At 66.9% G+C, this 15,784-nt stretch carries 12 protein-coding genes; 4 read left to right on the top strand and 8 right to left on the bottom strand.

Annotated features, from left to right (window positions below; all coding sequences use genetic code 11):
* The first annotated feature begins 17 nt into the window (after positions 1 to 17).
* Positions 18 to 1,142, top strand: coding sequence for an epoxide hydrolase family protein (locus ACYVN4_RS23300; RefSeq protein ID WP_460724112.1), 1,125 nt, complete (start codon positions 18 to 20; stop codon positions 1,140 to 1,142).
* A 44-nt stretch (positions 1,143 to 1,186) separates the two neighbouring features.
* Here ACYVN4_RS23300 and ACYVN4_RS23295 read toward each other — a convergent pair whose 3' ends face one another.
* The 4 genes from ACYVN4_RS23295 to metH form a co-directional block, all read right to left on the bottom strand.
* Positions 1,187 to 1,552 (bottom strand): MmcQ/YjbR family DNA-binding protein, encoded by a 366-nt coding sequence (locus ACYVN4_RS23295; protein WP_460724111.1) that lies wholly within the window; start codon positions 1,550 to 1,552, stop codon positions 1,187 to 1,189.
* A 57-nt stretch (positions 1,553 to 1,609) separates the two neighbouring features.
* Positions 1,610 to 2,284, bottom strand: a complete 675-nt coding sequence (locus ACYVN4_RS23290; RefSeq protein ID WP_460724110.1) for an HAD family hydrolase — start codon at positions 2,282 to 2,284, stop codon at positions 1,610 to 1,612.
* A gap of 104 nt (positions 2,285 to 2,388) precedes the next feature.
* Positions 2,389 to 4,071, bottom strand: a complete 1,683-nt coding sequence (locus tag ACYVN4_RS23285; RefSeq protein WP_460724109.1) for a serine/threonine-protein kinase — start codon at positions 4,069 to 4,071, stop codon at positions 2,389 to 2,391.
* 78 nt (positions 4,072 to 4,149) lie between these two features.
* A complete protein-coding gene (gene metH, locus ACYVN4_RS23280) occupies positions 4,150 to 7,746 on the bottom strand; it encodes a methionine synthase (protein WP_460724108.1) in 3,597 nt (1,198 codons plus the stop codon).
* Between the two features lie 174 nt (positions 7,747 to 7,920).
* Here metH and ACYVN4_RS23275 point away from each other — a divergent pair, with 174 nt between their 5' ends.
* A complete protein-coding gene (locus ACYVN4_RS23275; RefSeq protein WP_326310618.1) occupies positions 7,921 to 8,814 on the top strand; it encodes a PAC2 family protein in 894 nt (297 codons plus the stop codon).
* A 103-nt stretch (positions 8,815 to 8,917) separates the two neighbouring features.
* Here the strand turns inward: ACYVN4_RS23275 and ACYVN4_RS23270 are convergent, their stop codons facing one another.
* The gene (locus tag ACYVN4_RS23270; RefSeq protein ID WP_460724107.1) at positions 8,918 to 9,223 is read right to left on the bottom strand and encodes a hypothetical protein; all 306 of its coding nucleotides are present in this window, start codon (positions 9,221 to 9,223) and stop codon (positions 8,918 to 8,920) included.
* Between the two features lie 245 nt (positions 9,224 to 9,468).
* Here ACYVN4_RS23270 and ACYVN4_RS23265 point away from each other — a divergent pair, with 245 nt between their 5' ends.
* Positions 9,469 to 10,608 carry an XRE family transcriptional regulator gene (locus tag ACYVN4_RS23265; RefSeq protein ID WP_460724106.1) on the top strand — a complete coding sequence of 380 codons (1,140 nt, stop codon included), beginning with the start codon at positions 9,469 to 9,471 and terminating at the stop codon, positions 10,606 to 10,608.
* Positions 10,609 to 10,612: 4 nt separating this feature from the next.
* Here the strand turns inward: ACYVN4_RS23265 and ACYVN4_RS23260 are convergent, their stop codons facing one another.
* Positions 10,613 to 11,485: a CPBP family intramembrane glutamic endopeptidase gene (locus ACYVN4_RS23260; protein ID WP_460724105.1), complete on the bottom strand. Its 873-nt coding sequence runs from the start codon at positions 11,483 to 11,485 to the stop codon at positions 10,613 to 10,615.
* An 89-nt stretch (positions 11,486 to 11,574) separates the two neighbouring features.
* Here ACYVN4_RS23260 and ACYVN4_RS23255 point away from each other — a divergent pair, with 89 nt between their 5' ends.
* Complete coding sequence (locus tag ACYVN4_RS23255) at positions 11,575 to 12,375, top strand: DUF2127 domain-containing protein (RefSeq protein ID WP_460724104.1); 801 nt, start codon at positions 11,575 to 11,577, stop codon at positions 12,373 to 12,375.
* Between the two features lie 22 nt (positions 12,376 to 12,397).
* Here the strand turns inward: ACYVN4_RS23255 and ACYVN4_RS23250 are convergent, their stop codons facing one another.
* Both ACYVN4_RS23250 and ACYVN4_RS23245 read right to left on the bottom strand, forming a co-directional pair.
* Positions 12,398 to 13,453 carry an alpha/beta hydrolase gene (locus ACYVN4_RS23250; RefSeq protein WP_460724103.1) on the bottom strand — a complete coding sequence of 352 codons (1,056 nt, stop codon included), beginning with the start codon at positions 13,451 to 13,453 and terminating at the stop codon, positions 12,398 to 12,400.
* A 130-nt stretch (positions 13,454 to 13,583) separates the two neighbouring features.
* Positions 13,584 to 15,659 carry an alkyl/aryl-sulfatase gene (locus ACYVN4_RS23245; RefSeq protein WP_460724102.1) on the bottom strand — a complete coding sequence of 692 codons (2,076 nt, stop codon included), beginning with the start codon at positions 15,657 to 15,659 and terminating at the stop codon, positions 13,584 to 13,586.
* Positions 15,660 to 15,784 lie beyond the last annotated feature (125 nt).

The raw sequence follows: 15,784 nt of genomic DNA, 5'->3' as shown, positions 1-15,784 counted from the left end.
GCTTCTACCGTAGGTTTATGAGCACCGAGATCCGCCCCTTCACCCTCGAAATCCCGCAGTCCGACCTGGATTACCTGCACGACCGCCTGGCCCGGGCCCGCTGGGCCGCCCAGCTGCCCGGCACCGGCTGGGAGCGCGGTATCCCGGAATCGGCGCTGCGCGAGCTGGCCGACTATTGGCGCACCGAATTCGATTGGCGTGCACAAGAAGCCAAGCTCAATGCCTTCCCGCAGTTCACCACCGAGATCGACGGCCAGCACATCCACTTCCTGCACGTGCGTTCGGAGCGTCCGGATGCGCAGCCGCTGCTCATCACGCACGGCTTCCCCAGTTCGGTCGCGGAGTTCCTGAATCTGATCCCCCAGCTCACCGATCCGGCCGATGGTCAGGCGTTCCATGTCATCGCCCCGTCGCTGCCCGGCTACACCCTCTCGACCCCGCTGGCGGCGACCGGCTGGACCATGGCCCGCACCGCCCGCGCCTGGATCGAGCTCATGGCCCGCCTCGGCTACGACCGCTACGGCGTGCACGGCGGCGATGTCGGCGGCGGCGTGTCGGGTCTGGTCGCGGGCCTGGACGGTGAGCATGTGACCGGCGTGCACGTGGTCACCGATCCGATGACGGCCGCCAATGTGGCCACCTTCCTGCCGGGCATGGCCGATGGCCTCGACCCCAATGACCCGATCGACAAGGTGATCCTCGATCGGATGGATTCCTTCCGTCGCGAGGGCTCGGGCTATCTGGCCATCCAGAACAGCCGCCCGCAGACCATCGGTTACGGCCTGGTGGACTCGCCGCTGCTGCAATTGGCGTGGATCGCCGAGAAGTTCGAGTCCTGGACCGATCTGCCGATCGATCGCGATCAATTGCTCACCACGGTCAGCCTGTTCTGGTTCACGGGCGCGGGTGCGTCCGCCGCCCACACCCTCTACGAGCAGTCGCATTCCTCCGAGTGGGGCGCGCCCGCCGCGGTACCCCAGGGCGTCGCCGTCTTCGGCGCGGACGAGACCGTCCGCCGCGTGGTTCCGGTCCCGGCCGACGCGCACTGGTCGGAATTCGAACGCGGCCTACACTTCCCGGCCATGGAGGATCCGGCAAATCTCGCCGGTGACCTGCGGAGCTTCTTCGGTCCGCTGCGCTGATCATCGAAAACCAGGTCCGGCCCGGCGATCTCGCCGGGTCGGACCTATGCGGTGCGCGAATCCAGCGCCGCCAGCAGCTTTTTCGTCGCCACCTCGCGGTAGGCGTCCTCGACGATCTCGGCGATCTCGTCCCAGTCCAGCGCCACATCCAGATACACGCCGAGCCAGCCGCGATGCCCCACGTACGGTGGCCGGAAGAACCGCTGCGGCTCCGTCTCGACCAGTTCCTGCTGCACTCCGGCCGGTGCGGCGCACCAGAATCCGCGCCGCTCGTCGTGGTGATGGTCGGCGAACATGACGAACATCTTCTTGCCGCCCGCGAACCAGGCGGGCTCACCGTGGCTGACCTTCTCGGTCACCTCCGGCAGCCCGGCGCACACCCCGCGCAATCGCTCCAGCTCACTGTCCATACCGGCAGGCTAGGCCACGGCCGGGCCCCGGCCTTGGACGAATGGGAACGAGGCGGTTCAGGAGGCGGCGTGCACCCGCAGCAGGTCTTCCAGATCCGCGACGGTCAGCCCGACGAGGCTCTCGCGGAAGGTGCGCCCCGGCGCGTCCGGCACCGGCACCTCGCACGGCACCACGAGCAGCGCACATCCGGCCGCCTGCGCGGCGGTCGCACCCGTCGGCGAATCCTCGATGGCCACAGCGCTTTCCGGGTCCACCCCGAGCAGCTCGGCCGCCCGCAGATACAGATCCGGCGCGGGCTTGCCGTGCGGCACCTCGTCGGCGCACACGGTGGCCCCGAAGAACTCGCGCCCGATGGTGTCGAGCCCCAACTCCGCCAGCGACCGCTTGGTATTGGTGACCAGCGCCATCGGAATCCCGGCCGCCCGCACCATCTCCAGGGCCTCCCGGGCGCCCGGCCGCCACGGCACCGGCCCACCGAACAGCTCGGTCACCCGCTGTTCCATCCACTCCGAGCCCTGCGCGACCGTCTCGGGCGTGTGCTCGATCCCCAACCCCTCGAACAGAATCCGGAAGGCATTGGGCCCCGACGCCCCGATCAGCGCATGCCGGACCTCCTCGGTCAGCTCGCGCCCGTACTCCGCCGCCAGTTCCCGCAATGCCAGATCCCAGAGCTTCTCCGAGTCCAGCAGCGTTCCGTCCATGTCCCACAACACCGCGTCCAACCGCGCCACCGACTCGCACTCCCTTCCACACTGGGCTTTCGAACGAGAAACGAAAACCGGCTCCACCTCGGGTGGAGCCGGTTCAGCCTATCGGGGTGGCGCGGGGTAACCCGCTACAGGCCCGATGCCGCGATCAGCAGTCGACCGGTGGAGGAATCCACTTGGATCCACCGGTTCTCGGTGCTGACCTGCCCGTTCTTCATGACATAGGTGAGCGCGACCACGGCCCGATTGTCACCGTTGGGGGTGACCGCGCCCACACTCACCGACGAGATGCTGCCCCAGAACGAGGCATAACTGTTGTATCCGCCCGTCGAGGACTGATAGCCGGGCGACAGCATGGACCATGCCCCGCTCACATTGCCCGGCAGCATGCCGTAGTAGCTCTGCACGAACGAGGCCACCGACGCGCCCGGCTGCGGACCGAAGGCCGCGCTCGACGGCGGCGGCGTCGTGGTCGGCTTGGCCGACGAACTCGGTGCCGGGGTCGATGACGGCGGAGTAGACGGGGCCGCGGTGGTGGTCGGCACGTGGGTCGCCCCGCCCGCCTGCCCTCCGCGGGTGGACTGTTGATTACCGCCGTCTGCGGGACCGATGTTCTCTGGCCCGGTGGTCACCGGCGCGGTGGCCGTCACCGTGGTGGTGCCGCCCGCCTGGGTAGTGGTGCTGCCGTTGCGGTTCACCGCGATCGCGATCACCGCGGCCACGACCAGCGCCCCGACCACTCCGGCCGCCACCAGTACCAGCTGACGCGGATTGCGTTGCCCGCCTGCCGATTTCCTGCCGCCCGCGCCGCCCGGCGGCACCGTACCGCGCGCCCCCTGGCTCATGTCGACGTGCACGGTGGCGTCGGCGGCATTGCTCGGCGCGCCCGTGCGGGAGGTGGACAGCACCGTGGTCGCGTCCGAACTACTTACGGCCGCAACGGCTGTCGCCGCGGGCAGCACCTTGGTCGGTTGGATCGGCGCGGCCGGGGCCCGCCCCTCCGCCACCGCGTGCAGTCGTTCCGCGGCCTGTTCCATGGTCGGGCGGTCACCGGCCTCGGCGGCCAGCAGATCCATCAGCACCGGCCCGAGCGCGGCGGCGTGACCGGGCTGCGGGACCTGGGCGCGGGCAACCGAGTGCAGCACCGCGAGGGGGTTGTCCCCCTCGCCGAAGGGCGGCTTGCCCTCGACCGCCGCGTACAGCGTCGAGCCCAAAGCGAAGACGTCCGAAGGGGATTCGGGATTCTCACCCCGCGCCACCTCGGGCGAGAGATAGGCGGGCGTGCCCGCCAGGAACCCGGTGGAGGTGACGGTGACGTCGCCGGTGGCCCGCGAGATACCGAAGTCGGTGATCTTCACCGTGCCGTCGTCGGCCACCAAGATATTGGCGGGCTTCACATCCCGGTGCACGATCCCGGCCTTGTGGGCCGCGGCCAGCGCCTCGGCCACCTTCGCTCCGATGCGGGCCACCTCGGTCGGTTCCATCCGACCCTTCTCCCGCATCAACGCCGCCAGGCTGGGGGCGTCCACGTATTCCATGACCAGCCACGGCTGGCCGTCCTCGTCCGCCACGTCGAACACCGTGACGGCATTGGGGTGATGCAGCCGCGCCGCGATGCGCCCCTCACGCATCGCCCGCATCCTGGCCTCCACGGCCTGCGACCGGGTCAGCCCCGGCGTCAACAGCAACTGTTTGACCGCGACCGTGCGTCGCAGCCGGACATCGGTCGCGCGCCACACGACCCCCATCGCACCGGTGCCGATCGGATCCGTTAGTCGGTACCGCCCCGCAATCAGCCGGTCTGAGCTCATGTGGTCGTGCCCCTCCTGCAAGGCTTCGCGCCGAGCACCCTGCAACTCTGCGCGAAGCCCGGAAACCTGGTGAAAATATTAAGCGTTGAAGTACTTGGCTTCCGGGTGCAGCAGCACGAACGCATCCGTCGACTGCTCCGGATGCAGTTGCAACTCCTCCGACAGCATCACGCCGATTCGACCGGCGTCCAGCAGGTCAACGAGTTTGGCCCGGTCCTCCAAGTTCGGGCAGGCGCCATAGCCGAATGAATACCGTGCGCCACGGTATCCGAGTTTGAAGTAATCCAGCACATCGGCGGGATCCTCGTCAGCGACCGAATGCCCTTCCAGTGTGAGCTCTTCGCGGACGCGGCGATGCCAAAACTCGGCCAGCGCTTCGGTGAGTTGCACGCCGATGCCGTGCACCTCGAGGTAGTCGCGGTAGTTGTTCTCCGCGAACAGCACATTCGCGAAGTCGGCAATGGGCTGACCCATGGTGACCAGCTGGAACGGCATCACATCAACCTGACCGGTCGCCACGGCCTGCTCGCGCGAGCGAATGAAATCCGCGATGCAGAGGAACCGGTCGCGTTGCTGACGCGGGAATGTGAAGCGGAAGCGTTCCGGCGCATCGGGTTTCGGCTCGGTGAGAACAATCACATCGTCGCCCTCGGAGACCGCCGGGAAGTAGCCGTACACCACCGCGGCATGCTGCAGCACGCCCTCGGCGATCAGCCGGTCCAGCCAATACCGCAGGCGCGGACGGCCTTCGGTCTCCACCAGCTCCTCGTAGGAGGGGCCCTCGCCGCCACGCTGGCCGCGCAAGCCCCACTGACCCAGGAACAGCGCGCGCTCGTCGAGCAGCCCGGAGTACTCGTTCACCGCCAGGCCCTTGATGATTCGCGTGCCCCAGAACGGCGGCGTCGGCACCGGCAGATCCGCGGCCACATCCGAGCGCGCGGGCACCTCGATCGGGGTCTCCTTGGCCTTGCGCTCGGCGGCGATCCGCTTGGAGCGCTCGTGGCGCGCCTTGCGCTCGGCGACCTTCGCGGCCTCGGCCAGGGCCTCGGGCGAGTTGGGGTCGAGACCGCCGCCGCGCTTGCGGGTCATGATCTCGTCCATCAGGTTCAGGCCCTCGAAAGCGTCACGCGCGTAGTGCACGTCACCCTCGTACACGTCGGTGAGGTCGTTCTCGACGTAACCACGGGTCAGCGCCGCACCACCCAGGAGCACCGGGAACTGCGCGGCGACGCCGCGGGTGTTCATCTCCTCGAGGTTCTCCTTCATGATCACCGTGGACTTCACCAACAGCCCGGACATGCCGATCACATCGGCCTTCTTGTCCACCGCGGCATCCAGGATCGCCGAAATCGGCTGCTTGATACCGAGATTCACGACCTCGTAGCCATTGTTGGACAGGATGATGTCCACCAGGTTCTTGCCGATGTCGTGCACGTCGCCCTTGACGGTGGCCAGCACGATGCGACCCTTGCCCGAGTCGTCGGTGGCCTCCATGTGCGGTTCCAGGTGCGCCACAGCGGTTTTCATCACCTCGGCCGACTGCAGCACGAACGGCAGCTGCATCTGCCCGGACCCGAACAGCTCACCGACGGTCTTCATGCCCGACAGCAGGGTCTCGTTGATGATCTGCAGCGGCGGAACCTCTTTCATGGCCTCGTCGAGGTCGGCCTCGAGGCCGTTGCGCTCGCCGTCCACAATGCGCCGCGCCAGCCGCTCGAACAGCGGCAGCGCCGCCAGCTCCTCGGCACGCGAGGCTTTGGACGAGGCCGTCGAGACGCCCTCGAACAGCGCCATCAGCTTCTGCAGCGGGTCGTAATCCTCGGTGCGCCGGTCGTAGACGAGATCCAGCGCAGTCTCGCGCTGCTCCTCGGGAATCCGGGCCATGGGCAGGATCTTCGACGCGTGCACGATCGCCGAATCCAGACCGGCCTGCACACATTCGTGCATGAACACCGAGTTGAGCACCTGCCGGGCGGCCGGATTCAGACCGAACGAGATGTTCGAAAGGCCCAGTGTGGTCTGCACATTCGGGTGCTTCTGCTTGAGTTGCCGGATGGCCTTGATGGTTTCGATGCCATCCTTGCGCGACTCCTCCTGCCCGGTGCCCAGGGTGAAGGTCAGCGTGTCGATGATGATGTCGGACTCTTCGAGCCCCCAGTTGCCGGTGATATCGGCGATGAGCCGCTCGGCGATGGCAACCTTGTGCTCGGCCGTGCGGGCCTGGCCCTCTTCGTCGATCGTCAAAGCCACCACGGCCGCACCGTGTTCGGCGACCAGTGCCATGGTCTGCTGGTAACGCGATTCGGGTCCATCACCGTCCTCGAAGTTCACCGAGTTGATGGCGCAACGGCCACCCAGGTGCTCCAAACCGGCCTTCAGCACCGGGGTTTCGGTGGAGTCCAGCATGATCGGCAAGGTGGACGCGGTGGCCAGCCGCGAGGCCAGCTCGGCCATATCCCGGGCCCCGTCGCGGCCCACGTAGTCGACACACAGGTCGAGCATGTGCGCGCCGTCGCGGATCTGATCCTTGGCGATGTCCAGGCACTTCTGCCAGTCGGCGGCCAGCATGGCCTCGCGGAAAGCCTTGGAGCCGTTGGCATTCGTGCGCTCACCGATCATCATGATCGAGGCGTCCTGCTCGAACGGCACCGAGCTGTAGATGGAGGACACGCTCGGCTCGTGCACGGGGTTGCGTCGCTCTTGAATTGGACGCAGCGCCTGCTCGGTCTCACGCACCGCCTCGGCCACCTGTCGGATGTGCTCCGGGGTGGTGCCACAGCAGCCGCCGACCAGCGACAGCCCGAACTCGGAGACGAACTGGCTCAACGCGATTGCCAATTCTTCAGGGGTGAGCGGGTATTCCGCACCCTTGGCCCCGAGGATCGGCAGACCGGCGTTCGGCATCACCGAGACCGGCAGCTGCGCGTGCTTGGACAGATGGCGCAGGTGCTCGCTCATCTCGTCCGGGCCGGTGGCGCAGTTCAATCCGATCATGTCGATGCCGAGCTTCTCGAGCGCGGTCAACGCCGCGCCGATCTCGGAACCGACCAGCATGGTGCCGGTGGTCTCCATCGTCACGTGCGTGATGATCGGAATCCGGCGACCGGCGATCTCCATGGCCCGGTGGCTACCGGTGATGGCGGACTTGACCTGCAGCAGGTCCTGGCAGGTCTCGATGAGGATGGCGTCCGCGCCACCGTCGAGCATGCCGAGCGCGGCCTCGGCGTAGGCGTCGCGCAGCGAGTCGTAGGGCGCGTGCCCCAGGGTCGGCAGCTTGGTGCCCGGACCCATGGACCCCAGCACATACCGCGGAGTCCCGTCCGCGGACTTGCCCATCTCGTCCGCGACCTCGCGCGCGAGGCGGGTGCCGCGATACGACAGATCCCGGATCCGATCGGCGATGTCGTAGTCGGCCAGGTTGGGCAGGTTGCACCCGAAGGTATTGGTCTCGACGGCGTCGGCCCCGGCCTCGAAATACGCCCGGTGAATGTGCTTGAGCACGTCGGGCCGGGTTTCGTTCAGGATCTCGTTGCAACCCTCGAGGCCACGGAAGTCATCCAACGTGAGATCCGCGGCCTGCAGCATCGTGCCCATAGCACCGTCCCCGATCACGACACGCCGCCTGAGCGTGTCCAAAAGGGTGGTGTCGAATTCGGCGCGGCTGCGTACAGACATGTACCCAAGAGTAGTAGGAGGCCCGGACAAACATGGCCCCGGTATCGTGCGGTTCTCCCGACTGATGTCTTCGGGACATCGGAAGCCGTGAACTCGCCCACGGCGACGCGGGGGGCAAATCGGATCCAGTGCGTCGCATGCACACTGTGTCTTGACACACCGTAGGCTGACCGGGTGAACGCCAGTGAATCCCCGGTGCCACCCGAATCGGACCTGCCTACGCTGCGGGATCCGGTGCTCGTGGCCGCCTTCGAAGGCTGGAACGATGCCGCCGACGCCGCCAGTGGCGCGGTCGAGCATCTGGAACTGATCTGGGACGCGCAGCCACTGGCCGAGCTCGACTCCGAGGACTACTACGACTATCAGGTCAACCGGCCGACGGTTCGGCAGGTTGACGGGGTGACCCGGGAGATCCAGTGGCCCTCGGCCATGTTGTCGGTCTGCTCGCCCCCGGGCAGTGATCGCGATGTCGTGCTGTTGCGCGGCGTCGAGCCGAATATGCGGTGGCGCAGCTTCTGCAACGACATTCTCGAATTCGTCGAGCAGTTGGGCGTGTCCACGGTGGTGATCCTCGGTGCTTTACTGGCCGATACCCCGCATACCCGCCCGGTTCCGGTCACCGGCACCGCGTACAGCAAAGAAGCAGCAGAGCGTTTCAACCTCGAGCAGACTCGTTACGAGGGACCGACCGGTATTACCGGGGTGCTGCAGGATGCGTGTGTGCGCGCGGGCGTCCCGGCCATCTCCTTCTGGGCGGCCGTGCCGCACTACGTATCTCAGCCGCCGAACCCGAAGGCCATTATCGCGCTGCTGCACCGGGTCGAGGATGTCCTGGATGTCGAAGTGCCGCTGGGCGGTTTGCCCGAACAGGCCGAGGAGTGGGAGGGCGCGGTCAACGAAATGACCGCGGGCGATGAGGAAATCGCCGAGTACGTGCGCTCGCTCGAGGAGCGCGGGGACGCCGAGGTGGACATCAACGACGCCATGGCCAAGATCGACGGCGATGCCATCGCCGCCGAGTTCGAGAAATACCTGCGCCGCCGCGGGCGCGGCGGATTCGGCCTCTGAGCCGGCCGCACCTTCTGCCCGTTTCGGGGTGAATGTCCCGACCTAGCCCGAAAACCATTGCCGCACCTGCGTTCTCGACGCAGGTGCGGCTGTGTACGGGGAGCTAGCGCTCGACGGTCCAGACTTGCGCGGAAGCCTCGTGCGCCAGCTTCGCGATCAGAATGTCACGCGGAATCGTCTGGCCCGCAAGGTGATCCAGCGACGGCACCACCACGTGGTGAGCATCGGCACGCTTGAGTTCGGCGGTCAGCTCCGCGAACGCGGTGCCGTCGCCGGGGGTCGATTCATGGAACGTTGCGGCGAAGCAGAGGCCGGCCGATTGAGCGAGGCCGCACATGGCGTCCTCCATCTCTTCACTGCGGCCGTCCGTCAGATCGTCACGCACGTACCCATAGATCAACGCTTCCACCCGAACCTCCGTTGGATTGGGGATCGCTGTCTGAAGTGTGCCCTGCCAACCAGCTTGACGTAATCACGAATGCAATTGCAGATGTCAACCCACTGACATCCAGATGCCCTATCCGGGTCCATCCGGCGTTAACTGGTGAGATACTACAGAGCGTGTCCGCCGGTGACGATCGACCTGTCTGGGCTGTCCGAATGCGTGCCGAACGTGATGCTCGGGGGTGGTCACAAGCGGATGCGGTACGGGCCATGCGGGCCAAGTCGAGTCACAATCTGCCAACCGACAGCACACTTCTGCGTAACTGGCGGCGCTGGGAGTCCGGGGAATCCCGGCCGGATGACTTCTACGCACCCATCATCGCGGCCGCATTCGACACGGTCACCGCGGCATTCTTCCCCAAGGCCCGGCCCAATCGGGACGACGAGATGCTCTCGGCGACCGGGATGGACACGCTGGAATTCATTGGGCGGCTGCGCATGTCCGATGTGTCCGGCTCCACGCTGGATGCCATTCGCATCACCGCCGATCGGCTGTGCTCGGAGTATCCGTGCGCGGATCCGCACGAACTGCATGCCGAGGGCACGGCCTGGCTGCGCCGCATCACGTCCCTGCTGGACGGTCGACTGACTCTGTCGCAGCACCGGGAAGTGCTGGTCCTGGCGGGATGGGTTGCCCTACTGGTCGGTTGCGTTGATTACGACCTGGGCTGGCGCACCGCCGCCGAGGCCACCCGGCGCGCGGCGCTGTCCCTGGGCCAGGAGGCCGAGCACGCCGAAATCATCGGCTGGGGAGCCGAAATGGCCGCTTGGTTCGCATTGACGCAGGCCAACTACCGTGGCGCCATCGAAACCGCCGAAGCCGCACACGCCGCCACCGGACGCCTGGGCGTCGGCGTCCAGCTGGCCGCCCAGCGCGCCAAGGCCTGGGCGCGCCTGGGCGATCGCCGCGAGGTGGAAAAGGCCCTGTCGCAGGGCCGTTCGATCTTGGACGCGCTGGAGCACCCGTCGAATCTGGACAACCATTTCGTGGTGGATCCGCAGAAGTTCGACTTCTACGCCATGGACTGCTGCCGGGTAGCCGGGGACGACCGGCTCGCGGAAAGCTATGCCCGCCAGGTGATCCAGACCGCGACACGCCCCGACGGAAGTATTAGAAAACCTATGCGCGTGTCGGAGGCGCATCTGACCCTCGCGGTGGTCGCGGTGCGCGATCGCAATCTTGAGCTTGCACTGGACGAGGGCCTGCAAGCCTTCGCGGGCAAACGTCGATCGCTGCCGTCGCTCATGTGGATCGCGGGTGAGACCGCGCGCGAAATGATCGAGCGCTTCCCCGGAGATCCGCGCACCCGAACGTATTTGGAGCAGCTGCGCGCGCTCGCGGCGGGCTGATCGATCACACCCCGAGCGCGTTGCGCACGGAATCGATGGCGGCGTGGGTGATTCCGGGCACGGCCAGATTGCCGCTGCGCCGCCACCACAGCGACAGGAACATGCCGACCGGGATCTGGAAGGCGAGCACCCCGGCCACCACGCCGCCGGTGATCGGCACCCCCGCGACGGGGAGATGCCACAGGCCCCACAGCGCCGAGACGAACGCCGCGGACCACAGGCCGCCGGGCTCGCCGGGCCGATGTAGATAGGAATCCAGCGCGCCGCGGAAGAAGACTTCCTCCAGCACGAAGACCAGCGGCAGATACATCAGCAGCGATTCCAGTCCGAGTCCCAAGCTGGCCCACGGCACCGGACCCGGCGCGCTCTGCCCGCTGACCAGGAATCCGCCGACGACGGTGGTCATGCCGATCAGTCCCGCCGTCGCCAGACACGCGGCCAGCCTTCGCAATCCGGCCCGGCCGAGTCCGCGCAACGCCCACGCCACCGGGAAGACGCCGACGAGGGCCGCGGCGGAGTACACCACCTCCGACCAGTGCCCGGTACCGCGCCGACCGGTCAGTACCTCGAGCAAGCCGTGGAGCGGGACCACCGCCAGGACGAGGACCATCGCCCACACCCAGCGGTCCACCGGCGGGGGCGCGCCACGCACCCACAGTTCCCGGATCGGCCGCCGGTGCAGGACCAGCGGGAACACCAGGGTGAACGGAATGCCCAGCAGCAGATAGGTATTCGCGTCCAGCCCCAGCGCGAATCCGAGCGCGGCGTAGGTTCCGACCACCGCGCACGCCACGGCGGCGCGCAGCGCCCGGTCCCGGCGTCCGGTGTCGGCTCGTCGACCGGTCTCCTGCGTGGTGATGCTCTCCGCCTGCGACATTCCCGCCTTTCCGTCGGTCCTGCCTCTGCAGTATCCAGACCGTTCCTAAGAGATCGTTGGCTGCGGGATCGTTGGGTACGCTCCAGCGCATGGACTTCAGTCTGTGGACCTGCGCTGCCCGAGGGCACGAGACCTACGCCCCCACCGAGCCCGAGCTCGCGGTACGCCTCCACGTCGCCACCCCGGCGGGTGAATCCTGGCGCTGCCTGCGCTGTGGTGATTTCGTGCCCGGTGAGCCGCGCCGCAAGGGCCCCGCCGACGATGCGCCCGAGGTGCCGCGCGGGCACCTGCTGCGCGACCGGATCATCATGCGGCTGCTGGCGACCGAACGCATCATCCGGGCGCTGGTGCTGATCCTGCTGGGCGCGGGGGTACTGAAGCTGCGTGGGTCGCGCGAGCATTGGAAGTCCAACTGGGACAAGGATCTTCCGCTCATCCGGCAGCTGGCAGATCAGATCGGGTTCAACCCGGACCATTCGAAGATCATCAAGGGCATCGACAAGGCCTTCACCTTCTCCCCCAACGTGCTGACCTGGGTCGCGGTGGCGCTGTTCGCCTATGCCGCAATCCAACTGGTCGAGGCGACCGGGCTGTGGCTGGTCAAGCGGTGGGGTGAGTATTTCGCCGTCATCGCGACCAGTATCTTCCTGCCGCTCGAGATCTACGAACTCACCGAGAAGGTGACCGTGCTGCGTGCGGGCGCCCTGCTGATCAACCTGGCCGCGGTGATCTGGCTGCTGTGGAGCAAGTCCCTGTTCGGCCTCAACGGCGGCGCGGCGAAGTACTTCGCCGAACACCACTCCGAGAGCCTGATGACCGTCGAGCGCGCCGCGGTCGCCGCGCAGTCCGAGCAGCGCACCGAACGCATCGTCACCCAGCGCCCGATCTGAGCTCGCTCGGCGTGCCGGACCGTCAGGCCGGTACGCCGAGCCCCTGGGCCAGCACCGGCCAGGACTTGATCAGCTCGTCACGGAAGACGCCCCAGGAGTGGACGCCGTTGGGCGGCAGGTCCACGGTCGCCGGGATGCCGAGTTCGGCGAGGTGGGCGACGAGGTTGCGAGTGCAGTAGCCGGTCGCCGCCTCGATGGTGCCGTCGTAGATCAGGTGCACCAGGTAGCCCGCGACGCCGGGGTAGATGACGAAGCGTCCGTCGACGATGTCGTACATGCCGGGAATGCCGTTGCCGCTGGAGATGTAGAGCGGCAGCCCGCGCAGCTTCTCGGCGTGCAGGTAGGGATCGTTGTCCGCCCACATCGGGTCGCCGGGCGGGCCGTACATATTGTCGGCGTCGCCGCCCTCGCTGGCCACCACGATGCGGGCGAAGGACTGGCCGACCGGGTCACTGGCCTGCACACAACCGCTGTAGGTCGCCGCGGCCCGGAAAAGTCCGGGCTTGGTGATGGCCAGATTCAGGGCCGGGGTCGCCGACATCGATACCGCTGCAATGGCATTCACGCCGTTGGTGCCCAGGCCCGCGTCGATCAACGGCGGCAGTTCCTCGGTGAAGAAGGTCTTCCACTTGTTGACGCCGAGCACGGGATCCGGTGCGCGCCAATCGGTGTAGTAGCTCGCCAGCCCGCCGGTGGGGACGATGACGTTGATGTCCTTCTGCCCCAGGAAGTCGAACACCTCCGGCACCTGGTAGTGCCAGTTCTTGTTGGTGATGCCCGCGTCGGTGCCGTTGAACAGGTACAGGGTGGGCCGCGGGCGGGAGGTGTCGGCGGGCCGCAGCACATCCAGGTGCACCGTCTTGTCCATGGCCGCCGAGTACACCTCGAGCGCGATATTGCGGTCGTCGACGACCTGGACGCTGGCCACGTGCGAGCCGTCGGCGCTCACCGGGTCCGTCAGCAGCGCACCGGATTCGACGATCGGGTCGGCGGAATCCGCGTGCGCGGCCGCCGGGGTCGTCAGGGCAGCGGCGACCAATCCTCCTGCCACCACGGCGTTCCAGAGTCGATACCGCACGGTCGTCCGTTCCCTCGATCTTGATGGTGAGGACGACTTTGCCATACGCGGGGGCTTGTAACCCCCGCATCTATCCATAAAGGTCGCGGCGTGACGCCCCGGTAACTCCGTCACGCCGCGACCACCCCGATTACGGGGTGACGATATTGAAGTTCGGGTCCGGCTTGTCCATGACGTCCTTGAGCTGCTTGAGCTTGGTCGGATCGCCGCTGACCTTGATCGCGCCGGACTGGATCTCCTTGACGATGTCCTTGGCTCCGGTCATGGTGGCAATCAGCTCGAGCCGCGACAGGGTGAAGGTGGCGTCGGGTGCCGGGCCCTTGAAGCCCGCGGGCACCACGTAGTGGATGAGCACGCCGTTGCGGAGTTCGGTGCGGTAGGTCTGATTCTGGTCGGAGATGACCCAGTCGTTGACCAGGTGCAGGTCCCACGCCTTCGGCCCGTTGATCAGGAACGCGGCCGAGTCGAAGACCTGATCCACGCTCAGGGCGCTGATCATGCTGGCGGAGTTGGCCTTCGTCGGGGTGCCGAAGCCGCCGTTGCGCAGCTCGTACGCGCCGGAGAGGTAGAAGTTGCGCCAGGTGCCGTTCTCGGAGCCGTAGCCCAGCTGCTCGAAGGCGCTGGCCTGCAACATCTTCGCCTTCTCATTGTTGGGATCGGCGAAGATCAGGTAGTTGAGTACCTGGACGCACCAACGGTAATCGCCGTCGGAGTAGGCCTTGCGAGCCACCTTCAGCACGCCACTCGCGCCGCCCATGGCATCCACGTGGCGCTTGCCGGAATCGACCGGCGGATGCTCCCACAGGTGGGCGGGATTGCCGTCGAACCAGCCCATGTAGCGCTGGTAGATGGCCTTCACGTCGTGGCTGACCGAACCGTAGTAGCCGTGGGTGTACCACTTGTTCTCCAGCGCGGGCGGCATCTGGATCATCTCGGCGATCTCGGTGCCGACGTAGCCCTGGTTGAGCATGCGCAGCGTCTGGTCGTGCAGGTAGGCGTAGGTATCGCGTTGCAGCGACAGCCATTCGGTGACCTTGTCGGCCTCCCACATGGGCCAGTGGTGCGAGGCGAAGGCGACCTCGTACTCGCCGGAGAACATATTGATGGTCTCGGTCAGGTACTGCGACCACACGTGCGCGTCGCGCACCAGCGCGCCGCGCAGGGTCAGCAGGTTGTGCAGGGTGTGAGTGGCGTTCTCCGCCATGCACATCGCGCGGAAGTCGGGGAAGTAGAAGTTCATCTCCGACGGCGCCTCGGTGCCCGGCGTGATCTGGAAGACGACCTTGATGCCGTCGACCGTCTCTTCCTGACCGGTGTGGGTGACGTCCTTGTTCGGCGGGATGAGGCTCACGGTGCCGACCGAGGTGGTCATGCCCAGGCCCGCGCCGACCTGACCCTTCTCGCCCCGCGGCAGCGCCGCGCCGTACATGTAGGCCGAGCGGCGGGCCATGGCGGTGCCCGCGTAGATGTTCTCCTCGACCGCGTGCTCCATGAAGCCCTGCGGCGCGATCACCGGAATGCGCCCGGAGGCAGCGTCTTCCAGGGTGATGACGCCCATCGCGCCGCCGAAGTGGTCGACGTGCGAATGCGTGTAGATCATGCCGGTGACCGGCTTCTGCCCGCGATGGGCGAAGTACAGGTCCATGCCCGCCTTGGCTGTCTCCGTCGAGATCAGCGGGTCGATGACGATGACGCCGGTCTTGCCCTCGATGATCGTCATGTTCGACAGGTCCAGGCCGCGGATCTGGTAGATGCCCGGAACCACCTCGTAGAGGCCCTGTTTCACCACCAGCTGGCCCTGCCGCCACAGCGACGGGTGCACCGAGTTGGGACAGGAGCCCTGCAGGAAACCGTAGGACTCGTTGTCCCACACCACCTTTCCGTTGGCATCCTTGACCACGTCGGGCTCGAGCTTGGCGATGAAGCCGCGATCGGTGTCGGCGAAGTCCTGGGTGTCGGAGAAGGGCAGCGAGGACTGCGCCTGCTTCTGTGCGTCGACGATGTGACCGCTGGGGTCGACCGCGTTCTTCGTGGTCTGCTCGGCGGCCGAGCCGCTGTCGCTATTGCTGTCGCATCCGGCCACGGCCGCGCCGACCCCGACGGCCGCCAGCGCGGCGGCGCCGACACCGAATACCCCGCGCCGCGACACCGTGAACCCGCCGGGCTTGCGGTCGTCCGCGTTGTTCGTGAGGTCCTCGTCGGTCATCAGCGCTCTCCTGTCTCCATGCGGTTGACGTGCGTGGCAGAACGGGTAGCCGATCATTCGCTGCCATTCTGCCCTGTGGGCCACAGTACACCACTATTGCAGCCTCGCTGCAATAGAGTGGAGTC

The sequence above is a fragment of the Nocardia heshunensis genome (genome assembly GCF_054782115.1).
Note: the sequence above shows the minus strand (reverse complement) of the source record. Positions and strands in the feature narration are given on the sequence as shown.